This window comes from Amycolatopsis sp. WQ 127309, from assembly GCF_023023025.1.
Classification (GTDB): Bacteria; Actinomycetota; Actinomycetes; order Mycobacteriales; family Pseudonocardiaceae; genus Amycolatopsis.
Genome location: NZ_CP095481.1, coordinates 9369236 through 9390698 on the forward strand (window position 1 = coordinate 9369236; position 21463 = coordinate 9390698).

30 protein-coding genes and 1 pseudogene are annotated in these 21463 nt (G+C 72.9%); 19 read left to right on the forward strand and 12 right to left on the reverse strand.

What is annotated here, in order from left to right:
- Window positions 1-26 precede the first annotated feature (26 nt).
- The 9 genes from MUY22_RS41315 to MUY22_RS41355 all read left to right on the forward strand — a co-directional run bounded on the left by MUY22_RS41315 (window position 27) and on the right by MUY22_RS41355 (window position 6283).
- Window positions 27-539, forward strand: a complete 513-nt coding sequence (locus MUY22_RS41315; RefSeq protein WP_247052628.1) for a L,D-transpeptidase — start codon at window positions 27-29, stop codon at window positions 537-539.
- Window positions 540-558: 19 nt separating this feature from the next.
- Window positions 559-1341, forward strand: a complete 783-nt coding sequence (locus MUY22_RS41320; RefSeq protein ID WP_247052629.1) for a putative protein N(5)-glutamine methyltransferase — start codon at window positions 559-561, stop codon at window positions 1339-1341.
- 101 nt (window positions 1342-1442) lie between these two features.
- The gene (locus MUY22_RS41325; protein WP_247052630.1) at window positions 1443-2699 is read left to right on the forward strand and encodes a transporter; all 1257 of its coding nucleotides are present in this window, start codon (window positions 1443-1445) and stop codon (window positions 2697-2699) included.
- Window positions 2700-2744: 45 nt separating this feature from the next.
- Window positions 2745-3227, forward strand: coding sequence for an RNA polymerase sigma factor (locus MUY22_RS41330; protein ID WP_247052631.1), 483 nt, complete (start codon window positions 2745-2747; stop codon window positions 3225-3227).
- Complete coding sequence (locus MUY22_RS41335; protein WP_247052632.1) at window positions 3224-3823, forward strand: methylated-DNA--[protein]-cysteine S-methyltransferase; 600 nt, start codon at window positions 3224-3226, stop codon at window positions 3821-3823. Before MUY22_RS41330 ends, MUY22_RS41335 begins: the two co-directional genes overlap by 4 nt.
- A 535-nt stretch (window positions 3824-4358) precedes the next feature.
- On the forward strand, window positions 4359-4580 hold the full coding sequence (locus MUY22_RS41340; RefSeq protein WP_247052634.1) for a hypothetical protein: 222 nt from the start codon (window positions 4359-4361) through the stop codon (window positions 4578-4580).
- 121 nt (window positions 4581-4701) lie between these two features.
- Window positions 4702-5415: a 2OG-Fe(II) oxygenase gene (locus MUY22_RS41345; protein WP_247052636.1), complete on the forward strand. Its 714-nt coding sequence runs from the start codon at window positions 4702-4704 to the stop codon at window positions 5413-5415.
- Window positions 5412-5792: a hypothetical protein gene (locus MUY22_RS41350; protein ID WP_247052638.1), complete on the forward strand. Its 381-nt coding sequence runs from the start codon at window positions 5412-5414 to the stop codon at window positions 5790-5792. The genes MUY22_RS41345 and MUY22_RS41350 overlap by 4 nt, the downstream gene beginning before the upstream one ends.
- Before the next feature lie 11 nt (window positions 5793-5803).
- Window positions 5804-6283, forward strand: a complete 480-nt coding sequence (locus MUY22_RS41355; protein WP_371827709.1) for a methylated-DNA--[protein]-cysteine S-methyltransferase — start codon at window positions 5804-5806, stop codon at window positions 6281-6283.
- A 14-nt stretch (window positions 6284-6297) separates the two neighbouring features.
- On the opposite strand, the gene MUY22_RS41360 is transcribed toward MUY22_RS41355, so the two are convergent.
- A complete protein-coding gene (locus MUY22_RS41360) occupies window positions 6298-6900 on the reverse strand; it encodes a LysE/ArgO family amino acid transporter (RefSeq protein WP_247052640.1) in 603 nt (200 codons plus the stop codon).
- 67 nt (window positions 6901-6967) lie between these two features.
- On the opposite strand from MUY22_RS41360, the gene MUY22_RS41365 reads away from it, so the two are divergent.
- A complete protein-coding gene (locus MUY22_RS41365) occupies window positions 6968-7855 on the forward strand; it encodes a LysR family transcriptional regulator ArgP (protein WP_247052642.1) in 888 nt (295 codons plus the stop codon).
- Between the two features lie 413 nt (window positions 7856-8268).
- On the opposite strand, the gene MUY22_RS41370 is transcribed toward MUY22_RS41365, so the two are convergent.
- On the reverse strand, window positions 8269-8892 hold the full coding sequence (locus MUY22_RS41370) for a TetR/AcrR family transcriptional regulator (RefSeq protein WP_247052644.1): 624 nt from the start codon (window positions 8890-8892) through the stop codon (window positions 8269-8271).
- A 65-nt stretch (window positions 8893-8957) separates the two neighbouring features.
- On the opposite strand from MUY22_RS41370, the gene MUY22_RS41375 reads away from it, so the two are divergent.
- Both MUY22_RS41375 and pip read left to right on the forward strand, forming a co-directional pair.
- The gene (locus MUY22_RS41375) at window positions 8958-10466 is read left to right on the forward strand and encodes an FAD-dependent monooxygenase (RefSeq protein ID WP_247052646.1); all 1509 of its coding nucleotides are present in this window, start codon (window positions 8958-8960) and stop codon (window positions 10464-10466) included.
- 256 nt (window positions 10467-10722) lie between these two features.
- A complete protein-coding gene (gene pip / locus MUY22_RS41380) occupies window positions 10723-11685 on the forward strand; it encodes a prolyl aminopeptidase (RefSeq protein WP_247052649.1) in 963 nt (320 codons plus the stop codon).
- On the opposite strand, the gene MUY22_RS41385 is transcribed toward pip, so the two are convergent.
- The 4 genes from MUY22_RS41385 to MUY22_RS41400 form a co-directional block, all read right to left on the reverse strand.
- Window positions 11648-12076, reverse strand: a complete 429-nt coding sequence (locus MUY22_RS41385) for a hypothetical protein (RefSeq protein WP_247052650.1) — start codon at window positions 12074-12076, stop codon at window positions 11648-11650. The genes pip and MUY22_RS41385 overlap by 38 nt on opposite strands.
- Window positions 12077-12109: 33 nt before the next feature.
- On the reverse strand, window positions 12110-13135 hold the full coding sequence (gene dmpG / locus MUY22_RS41390; RefSeq protein WP_247052652.1) for a 4-hydroxy-2-oxovalerate aldolase: 1026 nt from the start codon (window positions 13133-13135) through the stop codon (window positions 12110-12112).
- A complete protein-coding gene (locus MUY22_RS41395) occupies window positions 13132-14031 on the reverse strand; it encodes an acetaldehyde dehydrogenase (acetylating) (protein ID WP_247052654.1) in 900 nt (299 codons plus the stop codon). The genes dmpG and MUY22_RS41395 overlap by 4 nt, the downstream gene beginning before the upstream one ends.
- A 64-nt stretch (window positions 14032-14095) precedes the next feature.
- Window positions 14096-15043: a LysR family transcriptional regulator gene (locus MUY22_RS41400; protein WP_247052656.1), complete on the reverse strand. Its 948-nt coding sequence runs from the start codon at window positions 15041-15043 to the stop codon at window positions 14096-14098.
- A gap of 100 nt (window positions 15044-15143) precedes the next feature.
- Here MUY22_RS41400 and MUY22_RS41405 point away from each other — a divergent pair, with 100 nt between their 5' ends.
- The 5 genes and pseudogenes from MUY22_RS41405 to MUY22_RS41425 form a co-directional block, all read left to right on the forward strand.
- On the forward strand, window positions 15144-15380 hold the full coding sequence (locus tag MUY22_RS41405) for a hypothetical protein (protein ID WP_247052658.1): 237 nt from the start codon (window positions 15144-15146) through the stop codon (window positions 15378-15380).
- Complete coding sequence (locus MUY22_RS41410; RefSeq protein ID WP_247052659.1) at window positions 15381-16256, forward strand: MoxR family ATPase; 876 nt, start codon at window positions 15381-15383, stop codon at window positions 16254-16256. It begins immediately after the preceding gene.
- Complete coding sequence (locus tag MUY22_RS41415) at window positions 16249-17349, forward strand: VWA domain-containing protein (protein ID WP_247052662.1); 1101 nt, start codon at window positions 16249-16251, stop codon at window positions 17347-17349. Before MUY22_RS41410 ends, MUY22_RS41415 begins: the two co-directional genes overlap by 8 nt.
- A complete protein-coding gene (locus MUY22_RS41420) occupies window positions 17346-17735 on the forward strand; it encodes a hypothetical protein (RefSeq protein ID WP_247052664.1) in 390 nt (129 codons plus the stop codon). The genes MUY22_RS41415 and MUY22_RS41420 overlap by 4 nt, the downstream gene beginning before the upstream one ends.
- Window positions 17714-18046 (forward strand): annotated as a pseudogene (locus MUY22_RS41425) (OsmC family protein); the annotation flags it as partial. The gene MUY22_RS41420 and the pseudogene MUY22_RS41425, both read left to right, overlap by 22 nt.
- Here the strand turns inward: MUY22_RS41425 and MUY22_RS41430 are convergent.
- The gene (locus MUY22_RS41430) at window positions 17995-19206 is read right to left on the reverse strand and encodes an MFS transporter (protein WP_247052666.1); all 1212 of its coding nucleotides are present in this window, start codon (window positions 19204-19206) and stop codon (window positions 17995-17997) included. The pseudogene MUY22_RS41425 and the gene MUY22_RS41430 sit on opposite strands and share 52 nt — an antisense overlap.
- A 134-nt stretch (window positions 19207-19340) precedes the next feature.
- Here MUY22_RS41430 and MUY22_RS41435 point away from each other — a divergent pair, with 134 nt between their 5' ends.
- Together MUY22_RS41435 and MUY22_RS41440 are read left to right on the forward strand one after the other, a co-directional pair.
- Window positions 19341-19553, forward strand: coding sequence for a hypothetical protein (locus MUY22_RS41435; RefSeq protein WP_247052668.1), 213 nt, complete (start codon window positions 19341-19343; stop codon window positions 19551-19553).
- A gap of 26 nt (window positions 19554-19579) precedes the next feature.
- On the forward strand, window positions 19580-19759 hold the full coding sequence (locus MUY22_RS41440) for a hypothetical protein (RefSeq protein WP_247052670.1): 180 nt from the start codon (window positions 19580-19582) through the stop codon (window positions 19757-19759).
- Between the two features lie 373 nt (window positions 19760-20132).
- Here the strand turns inward: MUY22_RS41440 and MUY22_RS41445 are convergent, their stop codons facing one another.
- The 5 genes from MUY22_RS41445 to MUY22_RS41465 are packed head-to-tail and all read right to left on the reverse strand — an operon-like array spanning window position 20133 to window position 21458.
- Window positions 20133-20477 (reverse strand): hypothetical protein, encoded by a 345-nt coding sequence (locus MUY22_RS41445; RefSeq protein ID WP_247052672.1) that lies wholly within the window; start codon window positions 20475-20477, stop codon window positions 20133-20135.
- Window positions 20474-20722 (reverse strand): hypothetical protein, encoded by a 249-nt coding sequence (locus MUY22_RS41450; protein WP_247052674.1) that lies wholly within the window; start codon window positions 20720-20722, stop codon window positions 20474-20476. The genes MUY22_RS41445 and MUY22_RS41450 overlap by 4 nt, the downstream gene beginning before the upstream one ends.
- A 1-nt stretch (window position 20723) precedes the next feature.
- Window positions 20724-20966: a hypothetical protein gene (locus tag MUY22_RS41455; protein ID WP_247052677.1), complete on the reverse strand. Its 243-nt coding sequence runs from the start codon at window positions 20964-20966 to the stop codon at window positions 20724-20726.
- Complete coding sequence (locus tag MUY22_RS41460; RefSeq protein WP_247052679.1) at window positions 20963-21190, reverse strand: hypothetical protein; 228 nt, start codon at window positions 21188-21190, stop codon at window positions 20963-20965. The genes MUY22_RS41455 and MUY22_RS41460 overlap by 4 nt, the downstream gene beginning before the upstream one ends.
- 13 nt (window positions 21191-21203) lie before the next feature.
- On the reverse strand, window positions 21204-21458 hold the full coding sequence (locus tag MUY22_RS41465; protein ID WP_247052680.1) for a hypothetical protein: 255 nt from the start codon (window positions 21456-21458) through the stop codon (window positions 21204-21206).
- Between the last annotated feature and the right edge of the window lie 5 nt (window positions 21459-21463).

The following is a 21463-nucleotide window of genomic DNA, read 5'->3' on the forward strand; positions in this document are numbered from 1 at the left end:
GGACGCACGACACGAGGAGACGATGGATGCGCAGCACGCGGGCGGTGGCCCTCCTGGGGTTCCTGCTGGTCACGGCGGCTTGTGCCGCGCCGCGGGAGACGACGCCCAGCCTGATCGCGGAGCCGTCGACGCTCCCGCCGACCACGTCGGCGACGCCGACCCCCACACCCACTCCGGCACCGCCGCCCGCGCCGCCGTGCGACGTCAAGACCGGCGCGTGCGTGAGCCTGTCGCAGCACCTGGCGTGGCTGCTGCGTGACGGCCAGGTGGTGCGCGGCCCGGTCCCGGCCGGGTTCGGGCCGCCCGACCAGGCGACGCCGGCCGGGTCGTTCCACGTCGTCTGGAAGGACCGGGACCACCACAGCAGCATCTACGGGACGAACATGCCCAACTCGGTGTTCTTCGCCGCCGGCGGCATCGCGTTCCACGCCGGGCCGCTGGACGCGCCGTCGCACGGCTGCGTGCACCTGTCCGACGCCGACTCGGCGGCGTTCTTCGACGGCCTCGGCGTCGGCGACGCGGTGCAGGTCCGGGCCTGATCCCCGGGTACGGTGATCCGTGCCCGACACCTCCCACGCCTCCCACGCCGACGTCGTCTCGAAGCTGCGCGCCGCCGGGTGCGTGTTCGCCGAGGACGAAGCGGACCTGCTCCTCGCCGCCGCGACGACGTCCGCCGAGCTCGAGTCGCTGGTCGAACGCCGGGTCGCCGGCCTGCCGCTGGAGCACCTGCTCGGCTGGGCGGAGTTCCACGGCCTGCGGATCACCGTGGCGCCCGGGGTGTTCGTGCCGCGGCACCGCACGGAGTTCCTGGTCGACGTCGCCGTCTCGCTGGCCCCGCCGGACCCGGTCGTGCTCGACCTGTGCTGCGGGTCCGGCGCGCTCGGGACCGCGTTCGCCTCGCTGCTCTCCCCCGGTGAGCTGCACGCGGCCGACGTCGAACCGGCGGCCGTCGAGTGCGCCCGCGTCAACGTGCCCGGCGCGGTGTACCTGGGCGACCTCTACGACGCCCTGCCGGATTCCCTGCGCGGCCGCGTCGACGTGCTCCTGGCGAACGTGCCGTACGTGCCGTCGGACGCCGTCGCGACCATGCCGCCGGAGGCGCGGCTGCACGAACCGCTGACCGCGCTCGACGGCGGCGCGGACGGGCTCGACCTCGCCCGCCGGGTCGCCGCGGGCGCTCCGGGCTGGCTCGCTCCGGGCGGCGTGCTGCTGATCGAATCGAGCGAGCGGCAGGCCCCGGTCGCCGGGGAAATCTTCGCCGCGGCCGGACTGTCACCGCGGGTACACAATTCCGCGGAACTCGGTGCCACCGTCGTGAGCGGAACCGCCTCGATCGTGTGAGTGGCTGGTGAGGCAACACTTTCCGTTCACTCCTTCGTCGGAGTGACCCCGCTGATCGGGCCGCGCTAGCGTGGCAGCCCGGATCCGCGGAAGGGGGAGTAATGCCTTTCAGAACACGGCTCTTCGGTTCACTGGGAATTGCCACCATCCTTTTCTCGAGCATTTCGGCGACCGCCTCCGCGGCACCCGATCGGGCGGTCGGCGTCTTCCGCGCGATCCCGGTGGCCGCCGCGGAAGCACCCCGGCAGCTGTCCGGTCCCGACCAGAACACCCCGGCGCCCGTGACGTTCGACGAGTGCCGCAAGGACATCAAGAACGGCTACTGGACGAAGAACCGGTTCGCCGGCTGCACCATCACGGACATGGCCTACCAGCGTTACGCCTGCCCGGAAGCGGGCTGCGCCGTCATCGGCGCGGCGTGGGCCCGGGTCATCTCGACCAGCAACCTGCTGCCCGCGCAACGGCGCCTCGAAGTCGCGACGCGGATGGTCGGCTGGTCGCTGTCCGGCGTGGTCACCGACGCGATGAAGTTCGGCGTCTCGATGAGCTGCGGACCGCGCTACACCACCGGCACCGCGCACTGCGACACCGCGAGCGCGCAGGTGCTCAAGAGCGTCGCCGACTGGCGCGCGCAGTCCGACGAGACGCGTGTGTTCACCTTGGAGGGCACCGATCCCGCGTCCCCCGCCGACTCGCCGCCGGTGCGGGCGGAGCAGCGCACCTGGTACGTCGGCGAGCGGCACCTGGTCGCCGAGGACACCGGCGGCCGCACCACGCTGGTGACCGGCGCGCACAGCGCGTACCTCCGCTGCGACGTCGCCCGCCTGCTGGACCCGGCGTACGCGGCCGGCAGCGACTGCGCGTTCGGCTTCCAGCCGCTCTACGTCCTGGACAACGCGGCGACGTCCGGCTTCCCGGCGTCGGCCGCGCTGGTCCGGACCGCGATGACCGGCTTCCCGACCACCTACCCGGGTCTCCGGCAGGGCCACTTCGTCCCGGGCAACCCCGGCTACCAGGGCACCGGCGCGAGCCGGACGTACCCGATCACGCGGCTGCACCACGACACCGCGGCCCAGGCCGCCCATCGCGCGACCGCCGAGCAGGCCTGCGCCCAGCGCTGGGGCCCGGGTTACGCGAACCGGCCGGACGGGCTGGTCAACACGTGTGCGGTCTACCCGTTCGACACCACCTACGACGGCGCGACGCTGCCTGCGCCGGGCGTCGAGCGGGGGCCGTCCTACGCGGTCCAGCCGGTGCTGGACACGGACTACCAGGCGCTGCTGGCGAGCGTCCGGCAGTTCGTCGTCGCGAACCACCTCCTCGACGGGGACGGGTACTGGGTCTACCCGTACGCGTGACAAGATCGGGTCTCACGTTTCCCGCGTCCGGCGCGTCTACTAGGTGTGATCGTGAAACCGTTCGAGCAAGTCGTGGCCGAGCACGGGCCGATGGTCCTCCGGGTCTGCCGGGCCGTGCTCGGGCCGGCGGACGCCGAAGACGCCTGGTCGGAAACCTTCCTCTCGGCGCTCAAGGCGTACCCGGACCTGCCGCCTGACGCCAACGTCCAGGCGTGGCTCGTCACGATCGCGCACCGCAAGGCCGTCGACGTCACCCGGGCCCAGGCGCGCGGCCCGGTCCCGGTCGGCGACGTCCCGGATCGGCCCGGCCGTGCCGCGGAGTGGGACGGCGACCTGTGGAACGCGCTGGCGAAGCTGCCGGATAAGCAGCGCGCCGCCGTCGCCTACCACTACCTGGCCGGGCTGCCCTACCGCGACATCGCGGAGATCATCGGGGGCAGCACGGACGCCGCCCGGCGGGCGGCCGCCGACGGCGTCAAGGCCCTGCGGGTCACCTATCCGGCGAGCTTGGAAGGAGCGCACTCATGAGTGACATCTTCATGACGTACCCCGGGGCGGGCTACGAAGTCGTGCCGCACCACATGCACGAGCGGCTGTCCGCCGCCGCCGAGCGCGAGGGCCTGCTGGACCTCGCCTACCGCACCCTCGACTCCCCGGTCGGCCCGTTGCTGCTGGCCGCGACCGAGCGGGGTCTGGTCAAGGTGGCCTTCGACCGCCAGGACCACGACGCCGTGCTGGCCGAGCTGGCCGAGATCGTGAGCCCGCGGATCCTGCGTGCCCCCGCCCGTCTCGACGCCGTCACCCGCCAGCTCGACGAGTACTTCACCGGTGGCCGGCAAACCTTCGACGTGGCCCTGGACTTCCGGCTGGCCCACGGGTTCCGGCTCTCGGTCCTGGAGCACCTGCCCGAGATCGGCTACGGCCACACCGAGAGCTACGCCCAGGTCGCCACGGCCGCGGGCAGCCCGAAGGCGGTCCGCGCGGTGGGCACGGCGTGCGCCCGCAACCCGCTGCCGGTGGTGGTCCCCTGCCACCGCGTCGTCCGCTCCGACGGCTCGTACGGCCAGTACGCCGGCGGCGAGGAGGCCAAGCGGGTCCTGCTCGACCTGGAAGCCGCGGTCTGAGCTTGCGAGTTCCGTCCCTGAACGCGTCACCTCGGCCGACTCGACCTCGGTGGCCACCGAGGTCGACGACTACGGCTGCGCGTTGCCGCTGCGGCTGCTGCTCAGCCCTCCGGAATGCGCGAAGCTCGTCGCGGTGGCGACCGCGGTGGCGACCGGAACAGCCATCACGCGACGTAAGGCAGAACAGCAGCCAGCATCGCCCGCGGTGAGACGTAGTGAAACCCGATCGTAGCGACCCGCGCTCGTCGAAACCCGGGCACCACGCCAGGACCGGTAGTGCCCAAGTGCAAACGCCTCGGCCGGCTCGGCCTCGGTGGCCACCGAGGCCGACGACTTCGGCTGCGCGTCGCGGCCGCGGCTGCTCGGCCCTCCGGAATGCGCGAAGCTCGTCGCGGTGTCGGCCGCTCCCGGCACCGCGTTGGTTATTGCGGGGTGTCGACCGGACGCCCCGTCGGCGCGATACCGGTGGCGCCCCAAGCGCAAAACAGCCGATCACCCGACCTCACGTTTCACCCGGCCCACGCGCCTACCAGATATGAGCACCTTCGAGAAGCGCGTCACCTCGGTCGGCTGGGCCTCGGTGGCCACCGAGATCGACTACTACCGCTGCCCGTTGCCGCCGCAGCTGCTCACCCCTCCGGAATGCGCGACACTCATCGCGGTGTCGGCCGCTCCCCGCACCGCGTTGGCTATCGGGGGGTCCCGGGCCGCCTCGTCAGCCGCGGTGGCGACCGGAACAGCCACCACGGCGGCGTAAGGCAGAACAGCAGCCGGCGTCGCCCGCGGCGGCCACCAGTGCCGCGATACCGGTGGCACCCAAGCGCACAACAGCCGATCACCCGATCTCACGTTTCACCCGGCCCGCGCGTCTATAAGATATGAGCACTTTCGAGAAGCGCGTCGCCTCGGCCGACTGGGCCTCGGTGGCCACCGAGGTCGACGACTACGGCTGCGCGTTGCTGCCGCGGCTGCTCACGCCCGCGGAATGCGCGCAGCTCGTCGCGCTCTGGGGCGAGCCGGAGCACTTCCGGGCGACGGTGAACCTGCGGCGGTACCGCTTCGGGGACCACGGCGACTACCACTACTTCGCCGAGCCGTTCCCGGAACCGATTCGGGCGCTGCGTCAGGCGTTGTACCCGCGGCTGCTGCCGATCGCGCGTGACTGGGCCGCCCGGCTCGGCCGGGACGCCGAGTGGCCGGACACCCTCGAGGAGTGGCTGGCGATCTGCCACGACGCGGGCCAGGCCCGGCCGACACCGATCCTGTTGCGCTACCAGGAGGGCGGCTGGAACGCGTTGCACCGGGACCTCTACGGGGACAAAGTGTTCCCGCTGCAGGTCGTGATCAACCTCAACGAGCCGGGCACCGACCACACCGGCGGCGAGTTCCTGCTGGTCGAGCAACGGCCGCGGGCGCAGTCCCGCGGCACGGCGACACTCATCCCGCAGGGCCACGGCCTGGTGTTCACCACGCGCGACCGGCCGGTCCGCTCGGCCCGCGGCTGGTCGGCGGCACCGGTGCGCCACGGCGTGTCGGCGGTCCGCTCGGGGCAGCGGCACACGCTCGGTCTCGTGTTCCACGACGCGACATGACCGACGCGGAACTCGACGCGGTGCTGCGTCTCGTGGGGCAGGCGCGGCACATCGTGCTCGGCACGGCGGCCGACGCCGTGTCGCGGGCCGACGGCGCACGAATCGCCGCGGCGTGGGGCGGCCTGGTCCTGGCGACGGTGACGTGGCCGGAAACAGCGGCGTCGTGGCTGCGGCAAGCCCGGCGGTTCGCGGCCCCCGAACCGGACGTCTGGGTCGTCAGCGCGACCCCGGCCGGTTGGGCCGGGATGGCCCGGCGGCTGGCGGCGTCGACGTCGTGGAGTCCACATCGGACGGTGGTCACGGCCGCCGTCGGAGAGAGTCCGCTGCCCGGCCTGCGTGGCACGCGGGCGGACGGCAGCAGTTGGGAGAACTGGTGAAACACGCGATCATCGACTCGCCGATCGGCGAGCTGACTCTGGTCGGCGACGACGACGGCACCGTCGTCACCGGCCTGTACTTCCCGCACCACTGGACGCGCCCGGACCGCACGGCGTTCGGCGAGCGCGACGACACGGCGTTCCCGGAGGCCGCCCGGCAGCTGAAGGAGTACTTCGCCGGGCAGCGCACGGAGTTCGACGTCCCGACGCGCGCCGAGGGTGACCAGTTCCAGCGGGACGTCTGGGCCGCGATCGACCAGGTCCCGTACGGCGGGACAGCCACCTACGGCGACCTCGCGAAGGCCGTCGGCGGGCTGCCGCACGAGGTCGGCGCGGCGGTCGGGCGCAACCCGCTGAGCATCCTGGTGGCGTGCCACCGCGTCGTCGGCAAGAACGGCAAGCTCACCGGGTACGCGGGCGGTCTGAAGCGCAAGGCGTTCCTGCTGGAGCTGGAACGTCCACCGGCCGAAGACCGCGGCCAGCTGTGGTGATCGGCGCGGGATGATCAGACGCGACTGAGCACCATCGACACACCGAGACCGGCCATCGTCACCGCGATGAGCACGTCCAGCACCCGCCACGCCGCCGGCCGGGCGAACACCCCGGCCAGGCGGCGGGCGCCGAACCCCAGGGCGCTGAACCAGACGGCGCTCGCGACGCAGGCCCCGAGGCCGAACAGCCAGCGGCCGTCGCCGTGGGCGACGGCGACCGAGCCCAGCAGGAGCACGGTGTCGAGGTACACGTGCGGGTTGAGCCAGGTGAAGCCGAGGCACGCGAGGACCGCCTTGCGCAGCGGTGTGCGTCCGTCGCCGACACTGAGCACCGACGGCCGGAACGCCCGTCGCGCGGCGAGGGCGCCGTACCCGAGCAGGAACAGGCCACCGCCGACGGCGATCACGCCGATCGCCGTCGGCCACCGGCCGAGGACGACGCCGATCCCGCTGACCCCGAGGGCGATCAGGACCAGGTCGGACACCGCGCAGATGGCGACCAGCGGCGCGACGGTGCCGCCGCGCAGCCCCTGCTGCAGCAGGAAGGCGTTCTGGGAGCCGATCGCGACGATGAGGGACAGGCCGGTGCCGAACCCGGCCAGGAGGAGAGCGAGCACGTCGCCGACGTTAAGGGCCGAGGGCCGCATTACTCCAGCTAAAGATTCTTACGTAACATTAGCGCTCGTGATGTCGGATCTGCCGCTCGACCAGGTCAGGACGCTGCTCGCCGTCGTCGACGAGCAGAGTTTCGACGCCGCCGCGGCGGTGCTGCACGTGACGCCGTCCGCGGTGAGCCAGCGGGTGAAGGCCCTGGAGCAGCGCACCGGCCGCGTCCTGCTGCTGCGGACGAAACCGGTGCGGCTCACCGAGTCGGGCCAGGTGGTGGTCCGGTTCGCGCGGTCGCTGGCCCAGCTGGAGCAGGACGCGCTCGGCGAACTGGGGTTCGGCGAGGAGGGCACGCGGACGCTGACGATCGCGGTGAACGCCGATTCCCTGGCCACGTGGTTCCTGCCCGCGCTCGCCGACGTGCCCGAGAACCTCGGGATCTGCTTCGACCTCCAGCGCGAGGACCAGGACCACACGGCCGCGCTGCTGCGCGAGGGCCTGGTGATGGCCGCGGTCACGGCGGCGCCGCAGCCGGTGCAGGGCTGCACGTCCCGCCGGCTGGGCCGGATGCGCTACCGCGCGATGGCGTCCCCGGAGTTCATCGAGCGCCGCCTGACCGGCGGCCCGCTCCCCCAGCTGCTCCCGACGGCCCCGGTGATCGTGTTCGACCGCAAGGACGACCTGCAGGACCGCTTCCTCCGCGGATTGACCCGCCGCCGGAACTTCACGCTGGTACGCCACCACATCCCGGCATCGGAGTCCTTTGTGGACGCAGTCGCGGCGGGCCTGGGCTGGGGCATGGTGCCGGAGATCCAGGCGGCCCCACGCGGCGAGGCACTGGTGGACCTGGCGCCGGACCGCCCACTCGACGTCCCGCTGCACTGGCAGCAGTGGAAGCTCGACTCACCCGGCCTGGCCACGGTGGCGGACGCGGTCACTAAGGGCGCGAGGGCCGCGTTGCGCTGAATTCCGGTTGCCACGTTGACCCTTCCGGTCGCTGTGTCGACCACTCCCGTCGCCACGTTGGCCACTTCGGTCGCTGTGTTGGCCGTTCGCGAGTGGCCGGGCTGCCCAGAGCGGCCACCATGCCGACCGCGACGGCCAACACACTGACCGGAGCGGCCAACACGATTGCGGCAGAGCCGCTACGGCAACCGGAGGGCGGCAACCGGGGCCAGGGCTCGGTCGGCCGCCGATCGCACCCGTCGCCGTCGAGCGCGCGGCTCGATCGCTTGGTCCGGACAGCCGGGTGAACCGTGCCGCCGCAGCTTGAGCGCTCGACCCCGTGTGCTCGCCAACCGCCGCCGGGTCGATGGCGGCGGCGCGGGTCGTGGGCCGTGTGGCGGGTAAAGGCTCCAGCATGGCGGCGGCAGAGAAACTCAGCCCGGGTAGTCGCCTACTCCGTGTTCCACCAGGTCGAAGGCCTGGTCGATCACCATCACCTGGTCGCGGCGGACTTCGGCTTCCTCGTCGCCCGCTACCAGGCGGCTTACCGCGTTCGCGAAGATCGTGCTGATCGCCGTTGTCAGCAGCGCTGCCACCGTGCGGGCTCGCAGGGGCTCGCCCGTTTCCTCCGACAGCACCTCCGCCAGCGCTTCCGCGATCTCGCGCTCCTGCTCGTGGAACCTCGTCATCAGCGCCGGGCTCGAGCGCAGGACCCACCAGAAGCCCGACGCGCCCTGGATCGCGCCCGACAGGGGGTGGCCGGCTGCGAGCAGTTCGTGCTGGTGATGTCTCAAGGCGGCGGCCGCCGATGTGCCCGACGGCCGGGCGCGCACCGCTGCGACCAGGTCGGCCATGCGGTCGGCGTGGCGGTCGAGGAACAGGTCCTCCTTGCGCGGGAAGTAGTTGAAGACCGTCATCTTCGAGACGCCGGCCGCCTCGGCGATCTCGGCGACCGTCACCTCTTCGAAGCCGCGCTGGATGAACAGGCCGCTCGCGATGTCCGCGATGAGCTGCCGGGTCGCCCGCTTCTTGCGCTCGCGCAGTCCGTGATCCGCCATGGACCGAGAGTATAGACCGAGCACAAAGTTTGACTCGGTACAAATTTGTCGGCATCATCGAAAGCATGAACAGGGATGTGGTGATCTCCGGGGGCGGACCGGTGGGCTTGATGCTCGCCTGCGAACTGCGGCTGGCGGGCGTCGACGTGCTCGTCGCCGAACGGCTGCCCGAACCGGACCAGACGATCAAGGCGGGGTCGATCAACCTGCCGACGGCCGAGGCGTTCTACCGCCGCGGCATGCTGCCCGCGCTCCAGGCGCTGGTGCAGGAGGACATCGCGCGGATGCAGGAGTTCCTGAAGAGCCGCGGCGCCGGCGGCGCGAGGCCGGTGCCGCCCGTGGGGCACTTCGCCGGGATCATGGTGAGCTCGGCGGGGGTCGACTTCGACGATCCGGCGTTCCGCGACGTCGGCCCGGCGGCCGGGGTGGTCGTCGTCCGGCAGCAGGCGGTCGAGGCGCTGCTCGCCGAGCGCGCCGCCGGCCTGGGCGTCGAGGTGCGCCGCGGCGTCGCGGTGACCGGGTTCGAGGCGGACGACGACGGCGTGACCGTCCACCTCGGCGACGACGAGATCCGCGCGGGCTGGCTCGTCGGCTGCGACGGCGGCCGCAGCCTGGTGCGCAAGGGGGCCGGGTTCGACTTCCCCGGCACCGACCCCGCCGTCACCGGGCGGCAGGCGCTGGTCGAGCTGACCGGCGCCGACGCGCTCCGCACCGGCTGGAACCACACCGACCACGGCGTCTACGTCCACGGGCCGGTGCCGGGCCGGATCCTGACCGTCGAGTTCGACGGGCCGCCCGAGGACCGCGACGCGCCGATCACCGCGCAGGAGCTGGAAGACAGCCTGCGACGGGTGTCCGGTGTGGACGTTCGCGTCACGAAGGTGCACACCGCGACGCGCTTCACCGACAACGCGCGCCAGGCGAGCACCTACCGTCGCGGCCAGGTCCTGCTGGCCGGCGACGCGGCTCACGTGCACTCGCCGTTCGGCGGGCAGGGGCTCAACCTCGGCGTCGGCGACGCGGTCAACCTCGGCTGGAAGCTGGCCGCGACGATCCGCGGGTCGGCACCCGACGGGCTGCTCGACAGCTACACCACCGAGCGGCACCCGATCGGTGAGTGGGTGCTCGAGTGGACGCGGGCGCAGATCGCGCTGATGCGCACCGACCCGCGGGCGCAGGCGCTGCGCCACGTCGTCACCGACCTGCTGAACACCGGCGACGGCGCGACCTACCTGGCCAAGAAGCTCTCCGGCGTGCTGCACCGCTACCCGATCGAGGGCGAGCACGACCTCACCGGCCGCGCCGCTCCCGACTTCGCGTTCGCCGACGGCACCCGCCTCGGCGAGCACCTCCAGGACGGCCGGGGGCTGCTGCTGGACCTCGCCGAGTCCGCCGAACTGCGCGAGACGGCGAGCGGGTGGGCCGATCGGGTCGGGGTGCTCACCGCGAAGACCGAACCCGCCCTGACCGGCGTCCTGATCCGGCCGGACGGGCACATCGCCTGGGCCCGGGAAGACGGCGGCACCGCGGGCCTGGACGCCGCGCTGCGCCGGTGGTTCGGCGAACCCGCCTGACCTCGCACGGGGGCGCGCCGGGATACCGGCGCGCCCCCCGCCGCATCGGTAAGCGAAGCGTGGCTCATCGCGGCGAGGTGCTCGACCGGAGAGGTGCAGCAGACCCGACGCCCGCTGCACCTCTCCGGTCGCGCCGGACTGAGCAACGCGTCGGGCGAGCCGCCGGCCGGGAAATCCCCTCGTGTGGACGGCGACGATCCGGAATGATCACGGGTCGGATCCGGACAGTGACCGCAAGAAACACGGGGGCGCGTTCATGACCGAGCTGTACCCGCCGATCGAGCCGTACGACCACGGGCTGCTCGACGTCGGCGACGGGCACCGCGTGTACTGGGAGACCTGCGGCAACCCCGACGGCAAGCCGGCGGTCATGCTGCACGGCGGGCCCGGCCAGGGGTGCGCGCCGGGGATGCGGCGGGTGTTCGACCCGGCCCGCTACCGCGCGGTGCTGGTCGACCAGCGCGGCTGCGGCCGCAGCCTGCCCCACGCCGCCGACCCGGCGACGTCGCTGGCGCACAACACGACCGACCACCTGGTCGCCGACCTGGAACGGCTGCGCGAGCACCTCGGCATCGAACGCTGGCTGCTGACGGGCGGTTCGTGGGGCACGACGCTCGCGCTGGTGTACGCGCAGCGGTACCCGCACCGGGTGTCGGAGATCGTGCTCAGCGCGATCAGCACGACGCGGCGCTCGGAGATCGACTGGCTCTACCGCGGCGTCGGCCGGTTCTTCCCGGAAGCGTGGCAGCGGTTCAGCGGCGGGTCCGACGACGTCGTCGCCGACTACGTCCGGCTCCTGGAGGACCCGGCGAAGCGGGATCGTGCGGCACTCGCCTGGCGCGAATGGGAGGACACCGTCCTGTCGCTGGAGCCGGGGGCGACGCCGCGTGTCCACAGTGGACCGCCGGACGCCGCGATGATGGCGTTCGTCCGGCTGACGGCCCACTACTACGCGAACGCGGGCTGGCTCGAGGAAGGCGCGGTGATCCGCGACGCCGGGCTCTTGGCCGGCATCCCGGGCGTGCTGGTCCACGGCCGCCTCGACCTGAGCTGCCCGGTCACGACGGCGTGGGAGCTGGCGCGGGCGTGGCCGGGCGCGGAACTGCTGATCGACGACCACTCCGGGCACCGCGGCAGCCCGGTGAAGCGGGCCTGGACGCTCGGCGCCCTGGACCGGTTCGCTACGGGATGGCCGCGAGCACGGGGATCACGACCGTGAGTACGAGGATGTATCCCGCCAGCAGCCAGAACTTGAGCAGCCCGCCGAAGGTCGCTTTCGCGCCGGTGGCCGTGACCACACAGCGAAGGCCGAAGAGCACTCGCCCGATCGTGCCTCCCCACCACCACTGCAGCAGGCACCGGTGGCCGAACGACACCACGGTGTACACCGTGATCGCCGTGACCGCGAACGGCAGGTCCACGCGCAGGGCGACGACGAGCGCGATCGCCAGGTGGAGCAGGATGTCGACCGTGCACGCCCCGCCCCACTGCCAGAACGGCACCTTCGGGTAGGGCGGCGCCGCGCCGGGCTCGCGCAGGTCGCGGCGGCGTACGGGCTCCGGCAGGGTGTCCGTCCAGTCCTGGTCGGCGCGCGTCGAGTCGGTCTTCATACCTCCACCACGCGCGAATCCCGGATCCGGTTGCTACCCCTCCGCGGCCAATTGCACCGCGACGTCGATGATCATGTCCTCCTGCCCACCGACCAGCGCGAGTTCCCCGCACCGCCGCAGGATCGCCTGCGCAGGTACCCCATAGCGTTCGGCGGCGCGCTCGGCGTGCAGCAGGAAGCTCGAGTACACCCCGGCCCAGCCCTGGACGATCGCGTTGCGGTCCATCTTCGGCCAGCGCCGCAGGTACGGCCGGACGACCTCCTCGGCCGCGTCCAGCAGGCCGCCGACGTCCAGGCCGGTGTCGACCTCCAGGCGGTCGAACACCGCCGCGAGGACCTCCGTCGGCGAGTTGCCCGCCCCGGCGCCGAGGGCGCAGAGCGACCCGTCGATGTAGCGGACCCCGGCTTCGTAGGCCAGCACGGAGTTCGCGACGCCGAGCGAGATGTTCTGGTGCCCGTGGTAACCGACCCAGGCTTCGTCGCCGACCTCGGCGACCAGGGCTTCGAAGCGGGCGCGGGCTTCGTGCATCAGCAGCGCGCCGGCCGAGTCGGTGACGTAGGCCGCCTGGCAGCCCGCGTCCACCATGATCCGGGCCTGCTTCGCCAGGTCCTCGGGTGGCGTGCGGTGCGCCATCATCAGGAACCCCGCCGTCTCCATGCCCAGCTCGCGCGCCAGGCCGAAGTGCTGCGGCGAGACGTCCGCCTCGGTGCAGTGCGTTGCCACGCGGACCATCTCCGCGCCCGCGTCGAACGCCTGCTGCAGGTCTTCGGCCGTGCCGATGCCGGGCACCAGCAGCACCGCGATCTTCGCCTGCTTCGCCTCTTCGCGCGCCGCCGCGATCAGCTTCAGCTCGTCGACGGCGGAAAACCCGTACGTGAACGACGATCCGCCGAGGCCGTCGCCGTGGGTCACCTCGATCACCTCGACGCCGGCGCGGTCCAGCGCGCGGACCGTGTCACGGACCTGCTGCTCGGTGAAGCGGTGCGCCATGGCGTGACTGCCGTCGCGCAGCGTGGTGTCGACGATCCGGACGTCGTGCTTCAACTCGGGCCTGCTCACGCGGGCACCTCCTGCTTCGCGCGGGCCATCAGCTCGCCCACCCGGGCGGCCGCGGCGGTCATGATGTCGAGGTTGCCGGCGTACTCCGGCAGGTAGTCGCCGTTGCCGCGGACCTCCAGGAAGATCCCGACGCGCGCGTTGCCGTCCCACTCTTCCCGCGCGTCGTCGAACTGCGGGTCGGCGCGCAACGAGTAACCCGGGACGTACTCGCGGACCTCGTCGGCCATCTCGTGGATGGACGCGGTGATCGCGTCGCGGTCGGCGTCGATCCCGATCGCGCAGAACACCGTGTCCCGCATGATCATCGGCGGCTCGACCGGGTTGAGGATGATGATGGCCTTGCCGCGTCCGGCGCCGCCGATCTCGGCCACCGCGCCGGACGTCGTGCGGGTGAATTCGTCGATGTTCGCCCGCGTCCCGGGGCCCGCACCGCGCGAGGCGACCGACGCGACGATCTCCGCGTACGGCACCGGCGTCACCCGGGAAACCGCGTGCACCATGGGGATCGTGGCCTGACCGCCGCAGGTGATCATCGAGACGTTCGGGGCGTCCAGGTGCGCGCCGAGGTTCACCGGCGGGCACACCATCGGGCCGAGGTGCGCCGGGGTCAGGTCGATCGCCTGGATGCCGGCGGCCTCGTAGCGCGGCGCGTTCGCGGCGTGCGCCTTCGCCGACGTCGCCTCGAACACCAGCTGCGGCAACGGGTCCTGGCGCAGCAGCCAGTCGACGCCCTCGGCGGACGCCGCGATCCCTTGCGCGCGAGCGCGTTCGAGCCCGTCGGACTCGACCACGCCGACGACGTAACCGACTTCGATCACTTCACTGCGTCGCAGCTTCGCCAGCAAATCGGTGCCGATGTTGCCGGGGCCGACGATCGCCGCCATCACGGGAGCCATGCCCCGACCGTCGCACCGGGCCCGGCCCGCGCGACAGCCCGGTGTTCCGACCAGTGGAACGCCGTCAGCTCCAGATCGTCACGTAGACCGGCGGCCGGAAGCGGGACGGCGGCACCCCGCTGCCCGGCGCCCGCATCACGTGCATCGCGCCCGGCGTGCCCAGGAAGTGCCGTAGCGAGTTGGCCGCACCGGTGCGGCGGTCCGTGGGCAACGTCGTCACGAACCAGCACGCCGACACCGGGGTCGCGCGGGTCGGGACCACCGTCAGCTCCTTGCGCCGCAGCTGCGGCGCAACCAGGTGTTCCAGCGCGACCGACACGCCCCCGCCGCTCGCCGCGGCCGACCAGGCCGCCGTCTGGTTGGGGAACACCTGGATCGCGTCGTCCGCGACCCCGAGCGCGCGCAGCAGCCGGCCGGTGTCGCTGCCCGGGTCGGCGCCCGCCGGGTCGAGCAGCCAGCGCCAGTGCGCCGGGCCGCCCTGGTGCCGCCCGTGCGGCGACCCCACCACCACCAGCGAGCCGCGAAAGATCGGCACGCTGTCGAGGCCCTGCCCGCCTTCGGCGCCCGGCTGCGGGCCGAGCGCGACGTCGGCGAGCCGGTTGGCGACCAGGACCGGCAGCTCGGCCGTGCGCGCCACGCCGGCGTTCGCGTCGATCGTGTTGCCCGCCCGTCTGCGGAACGCCTCCAGCAGCGGGTTCGCGACGAACTCGGCGATCTCGCTGGTCACCGCGAGCCGCAGCCGCGCGGCGACGCCGTTGGCCTGCCGGACGGCGGCGTCGGCCTCCGCGCCGAGCGCGACCATCTGCGACGCGATCGGCAGCAGCCTGCTGCCGCCCGCGGTCAGCGTCATCCCGCCGGAGCGCTTGATCAGCAGTTTGTCGCCGTGGTGCTGGCGCAGTGCGGCCAGCGCCTGGGACACCGCGGGCTCGCTCACCCCGAGCGCCTTCGCCGCGTCGGTGACCGACCCCAGCCTGGCCACCAGCACGAACGCGTTCAGCTGGCCCAACGTCATGCGCAGATGCTCTCCGTGACCCCGGTTCCGCCACAACCGCGGATAAGCGAACCATTAATCCGCGCCCCGGCCCAGCGTCCGACCGAGTTATCGTCCGCCCATGGACGAGCCCGGCGACGCGCTGAAGGTGTTCCGCGCGGTCTGGCGTGCCACCGGCCAGGCCGGCGACGACCTCGACCGCGGGCCCCAGAAATCCTGCAAGAACATGGCGAACGTCGGTTTCGACCGGTTCGCCGAAGACGACGACCCGGCCGCCGCGTGGCGCGCCCGGCTCGCCCGCGAGGGCAAGCTCGGCGGCTCGACGGTCCGCGACCTCGTGCTCGGCCCGGACCGGTAGATGGACTACCCGGACACCGTCGCGGAGCTCACCGGGGCGTTGCGCGGCGGCGGTTACCTCGCCGACCGCGGCCTCGCCACCGCGCTGCTGGTGGCGGTGTCGCTGCACCGGCCGCTGCTGCTGGAGGGCGAGGTCGGCGTCGGCAAGACCGAGCTGGCGCGCACCCTCGCCGCGGTCTTCGGCAAGCGGCTGATCCGGCTCCAGTGCTACGAAGGCATCGACACCGCGCAGGCGCTCTACGAATGGGACTACGCGCGCCAGCTGCTGCAGATCCGGGCCCTGCCGGAGCGCGAGGCCGCCGGCGAGACGGCCGTCGACCAGCTCTTCGGTCCGAAGTTCCTGGTGGAGCGCCCGCTGCTGGCCGCCGTCCGGGCCGGCGCCGGGGCGGTGCTGCTGATCGACGAAATCGACCGCGCCGACGACGAGTTCGAGGCGTTCCTGCTGGAGCTGCTGGCCGACTTCCAGGTGACGATCCCGGAGATCGGCACGATCACCGCGGCCACGCCCCCGGTCGTGCTGCTGACGTCCAACCGCACCCGCGAGCTGCACGACGCGCTGAAACGGCGCTGCCTGTACCACTGGATCGACTATCCCGACGCCGAGCGCGAGGCCGAGATCGTGCGGATCCGCGAGCCCGGCGCCGGGGAAGCGTTGACGCGCAAGGTGGTCGCGGCCGTGCACCGGCTCCGGGAGCTGGACCTGGCGAAGCCGCCGGGCGTCGCAGAGACCGTCGACTGGGCGCGGATGCTCACCTTCCTCGGCGCGGCGGACCTCGACCACGCTTCGGCCACCGACACCCTCGGCGCCGTCGTCAAGGACCGCGACGACCTCGACGTCGTGCGCGAGCACCTGGCGGAACTCACCTCCGGTGCCTGACCTGGCGCGGGTCCTCGTGGGGTTCGGGCGCGCGCTGCGGGCCGAGGGCCTCGCGGTCGGCACCGGCGACGTCCTCACCTTTTGCCGGGCGGCGGCCCGGCTCGACCCCGCCGATCTGGTCGACGTCTACTGGGCGGGCCGGATGACGCTGGTGCGCCGCCGCGAGGACATCGCGCGCTACGACGTCGTCTTCCGCCGCTGTTTCCTCGACGCCGACGACGCGTCGCCCGAGTTCGCCACCGTCACCGCCACCCTGGAGTCCGACGCCGTGCTCTCCCTGCCGGAGTCCGGGAACCCCGGGGAAGAACAGGAGACCCCGCATGCCGCCGGACTCGCCGCGTCCACTGTGGACAGCCTGCGGTACAAGGCGTTCGGCGCCTGCACGCCCGACGAGCTGGCGGCGATCCGGCGCATGACCGTCCGCCTGGGGCTGACGCCCCCGCGCCGGCGGACCCGCCGGAGCCGCCCCGCCCGCACCGGGCCGATCGCCGATCTGCGCGCCACCGTGCGCGAGTCACTGCGGCTGTCCGGCGAACCGGCCCGGCTGCACCGGCGCCGCCGCCGCGTCCGGCCCCGGCCGCTGACCCTCGTCCTCGACGTCTCCGGGTCGATGGCGGACTACTCGCGCGCCCTGCTGCAGTTCGCGTACTCGGCGGGCCGGGCCACCACGCACGTCGAGGTGTTCTGCTTCGGCACCCGGCTCTCGCGGATCACCGACGAGCTGCGCACCCGTGACGTCGACGAGGCCCTCGACCGCGCCGCGAAAGCCGTCTTCGACTGGGACGGCGGCACGCGGATCGGCGCGTCGCTGGCCGAGTTCGTCCGCACGTGGGGCCGGCGGGGCCGGTGCCGCGGCGGCATCGTCGTCGTCTGCTCCGACGGCCTCGACCGCGGCGACCCGGACGTCCTGGCCCGCGCGGTCGAGCGGCTGGCCCGGCTGTGCCACCGTCTCGTGTGGACGAACCCGCACCCCGGCGGTGACTCGCTCGGCCTGAGCGTGGTGCGCCCGCACGTCGACGTCCTCGTGTCCGGCCAGGACCTGCGCGGTCTCGAGGAGCTGGCCGCGCTGCTGCCGGCGCTGGAGCGCTCGTGATCCGCCTGGGCATCGCGGCGGGCTACCCGTTCGACGGCCCCCGGCTGCTCGGCGGCTGGACCCCGCCCGCCGCACCCGCCGTCTACGCGATCCTCTGCCGCCCCGACGCCGAGGCGCACCCCGGCCGCTACGCCGTGATCTACGCCGGGCAGGCCGACGACCTCGCCGCCGCGGGCCTGCCGTTCCGGCACCCGCGGGCGCCGTGCTGGATCGCCCGGGCGGGTTCGCGGTGGAAAGTGCACATCTGCACGTACGATCCGCCGGGCGGGCTGCGGTCGCACCGCGAGCAGATCGTGCGCGAGCTGGCGGCGGTGTACCGGCCGCGCTGCAACCGCGAACGGTACGAACACGCCTGGGAGGACGAATGGATCGGGCACAGCCGGTGACACCGGCGTTCGAGGTCGTGGCCGGGGCGGGTTCGCTGCGCAGCGTCAGCGGGGTGACGTTCCCCCACCGGTGGACGCCCGCGGGGGTGAGCGTCGAGACCGACTTCACCGGCGGTCACCTGCTCAACCTCGCCGCCGCGGGGTGCGTCCTCAACGACCTGTACCGCGAGGCGGAACCCCTGGGCGTCGAGCTGACCGGCGTCCGCGTGACGGCCGGCGGCGGCTTCGACACCGAGACCTGGGCGTCCACCGGGATCAGCTACCGGGTCGAGCTGGACTCCCCCGCGTCGGCCGAGGAGCTGGACCGGCTGCTGGCGGCGGTCGACGCCGTCGCCGAGATCCCCCGCGCGCTGCGGGCCGGGGCGACGGTGCGCCGCGTGCCCTGAACCGTCCCGGCCGCGACCGCCGCGACCAGGGCGCCGCCCGCCATCACGGCCGGGACCGACAGCACGTCCACCACGAACCCGCCGGCCAGGGCGCCCGCCGAGAGCGTCGCCTGGAAGGACGCCGTGAACACGACGGTCGCCGCCTCCGGGGCGTCCGGCGCCGCGCGGGCGAACCACGTCTGCGAGCAGACCGGCACCGCGCCGTAGCCGAGTCCCCACACGACGAGCAGCGGGAACGCGCCGATCGGGCCGGCGAACGGCAGCGCCGCGGCGGCCACGGCGATGAGGAGCGCCGCCGCGGTGAAGGTGACCGGGAGACGGCGGGTGCCCGCGAGGAACGTCCCGGCGATCCCGGCCGCGCCGTAGACCAGCAGGTACGCGCTGGTCAGGCCGGGACTGAGCAAGGCCGTCACGTAGGTGTAGGTGCCGAAGTGCGCCAGGACGACGAGGAACGTCACCGCGAGTCCACTTCGGACACCCGGGCGGCGGAGCAGGTTCTCGAGGACGGTGGCCCGGGTCACCGTGCCGGGTGGCAGCGGCGGCACGAACGCCAGCAGCGCGGCGAAGGCGGCCAGGCTGAGCACGGCGAGCAGGAGGAACGCCGTCCGCCAGCCGACGAGCTGCCCCACGAGCGTGCCGAGCGGCACGCCGAGCACCGAGCCGAGCGGGACGGCGGCGAAGATCACGGACGTCGCGCGGGCGGTGTTCGCGGGGGCGAGCCGCGGCGCGAGGCCGGCGCTGATCGACCAGAACCCGCCGATGACCAGGCCGACGAGGAACCGCGCGACCAGCAGCACCCAGAACGCGGGCGCGGCGGCGGTGAGGAACCCGGCGAGGGTGAGCAGGAGCATCAGCGCGGCGAGCACCGGCCGCCGGTCGAGCCGTTGTGTCGCGACGGTGACGACGGGCGCCGCGACGGCCGCGACGAACCCGGGCATGGTCATCGTCCAGCCGGCGACCCCGGGCGAGACGCCGAAGCCGTCCGCGATCGGCGTCAGCAGACCGATCGGGAGGATCTCGGTGGTGACGATGGCGAAGATCCCGAGCGTCACGGCGGCGACGGCGCGGGGGTGGCGTTCGGTCATGATCGCCAGTAGACGGGCCCGGGGACCGCGGCCGCTGGCGGTTTCGCGACAACTCGGGTGACGTCGGATTCCCGCCGGTTTGATCACCGGGGGTTCGGGGCAGTTCAGCGGGCAGACCCGACCGAGGAGGTTCGATGGCCACACGCTGGCACGTCATCCCGCGGACCACGCCGCTCTGCTGGCTCAGCATGGCGGCCGGCGTCCTGCTGCTGGTGTCGAGCATCGTCACGCTGTCGACGTCCGCCGCGCGGATGCCGGCCCTGGAGATCATCGTGGCGGTGCTGGCGGTGGTCCTGATCGTCTGCGCCGCGCTGGGGCTGGCGAAACCGCAGCTCAGGGGCCGTTGAGTGTTGTTGTCGATCGAGGAGTCGCCGTGACCGATCAGCCCGCAGGCGAAGCACAGCTCGCCGAGGTCCGGGAAAGCATCAAGGAAGCCAAGGAGGCCGCCGAGCAGGCGGAACACACCGGCATCGCCGACGCCACGCCGGACAAGGTGGAAGCCGTGGAGGACGGTGGCGAAGGGGACGCCGAAGAGGCAGCGGACACGGACTGAGGAACGTTCCGAGTGTGCCTGGTCGCGGCCGGGCACACTCGGCGAGCGCTAGCCCGGCCGCCGGCGGGTGGTCGTTCGGCGGTGTGTGGTCGTCTTTCTCGGGGTCACCGTTGTCGTGTGGGCTCGGGTTGTCCGGTCGTCCGGGGCCGTCGTCGTGGTCACCTGAGGCGTTGTCGTCGAGACCGACTGAGTCACCGTCGATTCCGTTGTGGACGGAACCGGCGTCGTCGGCTGTTGCACCACCTGGCCGCTTCCCGACCGGCCCCCGCTGCACGCGGCGAGGACCACTCCCGCCGTCAGCACCAGGCCGCACCACCACACTCGCATCGCCCGGACGCTACCAGCGCGTCCCGTGCGAAAGGGGCGAAACGGCTCAACGCGGTGCGAAGCCGACGGCGTCGTGCAGGCGGGAGCGGCGGGTGCCCGAGGCCGGGCGGGCCACCGCGGCGGCCGGTGCCGGGGCGGCCCGGACGATGTCCTCCGCCATTCCGTACAGCAGCGGCAGCGCGCCCGCCACCACGGCCCCGGTCCGGTTGATGTGCGTGACGCCCGGGACGATCAGCGCCGCGTGGCCGTTGATCGTGCGCACCGTCTCCGCGCACTCCTCCAGGTTCGTCGCGATCCGGGCCAGCAGCGAGCCCACCCAGAACAGGTAGAACGCCAGGCCCGCGATCAGCAGCACGATGTCCAGCACCGTCAAGACGACCAGCAGCGTCATGTCCGGGCCCTCCCCAGGAACAGGTGGTGCTCCAGGCCTTCCGCGAGCACCGCGTCCACTCGCGACGCCGTCTCCGGGATCAGCGACGTCGACGCCGTGTTCGACGCCGCCGCGGCCAGGGTGTCCCGCACCGCCACCACCCGGCGGTCGATCACCCGGACCAGCACGATCAGCACGCTCAGCAGCGCCGCCACCGCGAGCACCACCACGAACCCGGCGATCACCGCCACCCACCACGACGTCATGTCAGCCTCCCAGCCTGGTCCGGCCGCGCCGCAGCCCGGCGACGATCGCTTCGGCGTGCTCGATGGTCGTGCTCAGCTCCGCGAGCGGCGCCGTGTTACGAACGGCGTCACGCAGGGCGCCGTCGATCAGCGGGGCCTCGCGCCCGATCGCGCGGGCCAGCAGCAGGATCGGCACCACCAGCGCGACGACGACCAGCACGACCACGATTCCGATCGCGAACCCCACCACCCAGCCGGTGCTCACACCGACTCGCAGAAGTCGCGGACGGGCTTGAGGTTCGCGTTGACCGAGGCGAGCGCGCCCGGCACCGGCGCGGTCCGGTCGGCGACCACCCGCACGCCGCCGGTGACGGCGCGGAGCGTGTCGCGGATGTGTCGCAAGTGGAGGATCACCCGCAGCAGCCCGACCGCGGCGAACAGGATGATCAGCGCGGCGATGACCAGGGTGGACCAGGCGACGACCGGCATCACGGAACTCCTTTCAGCCCAGCAGTTTCGCGACGCTGCCCGCGTACCGGGTCGCGCCGACGGCGACTTCGCCGATGGTCCGGTCGGTCTGGGCGAGCGCCGCCGGCACCGGCTCCAGCTGCCCGGCCAGCTCGACACCGCCCTCGAGAACGTCGTCGGTGGCCGCGCGGATCCGTTCGCACGCGGCCAGGACGCGGTTCAGCAGCGCGATCACCACCGGCAGCACCACGAACAGCAGCACGGCGTTGCCGATCCACCACATGGTCATGGCAC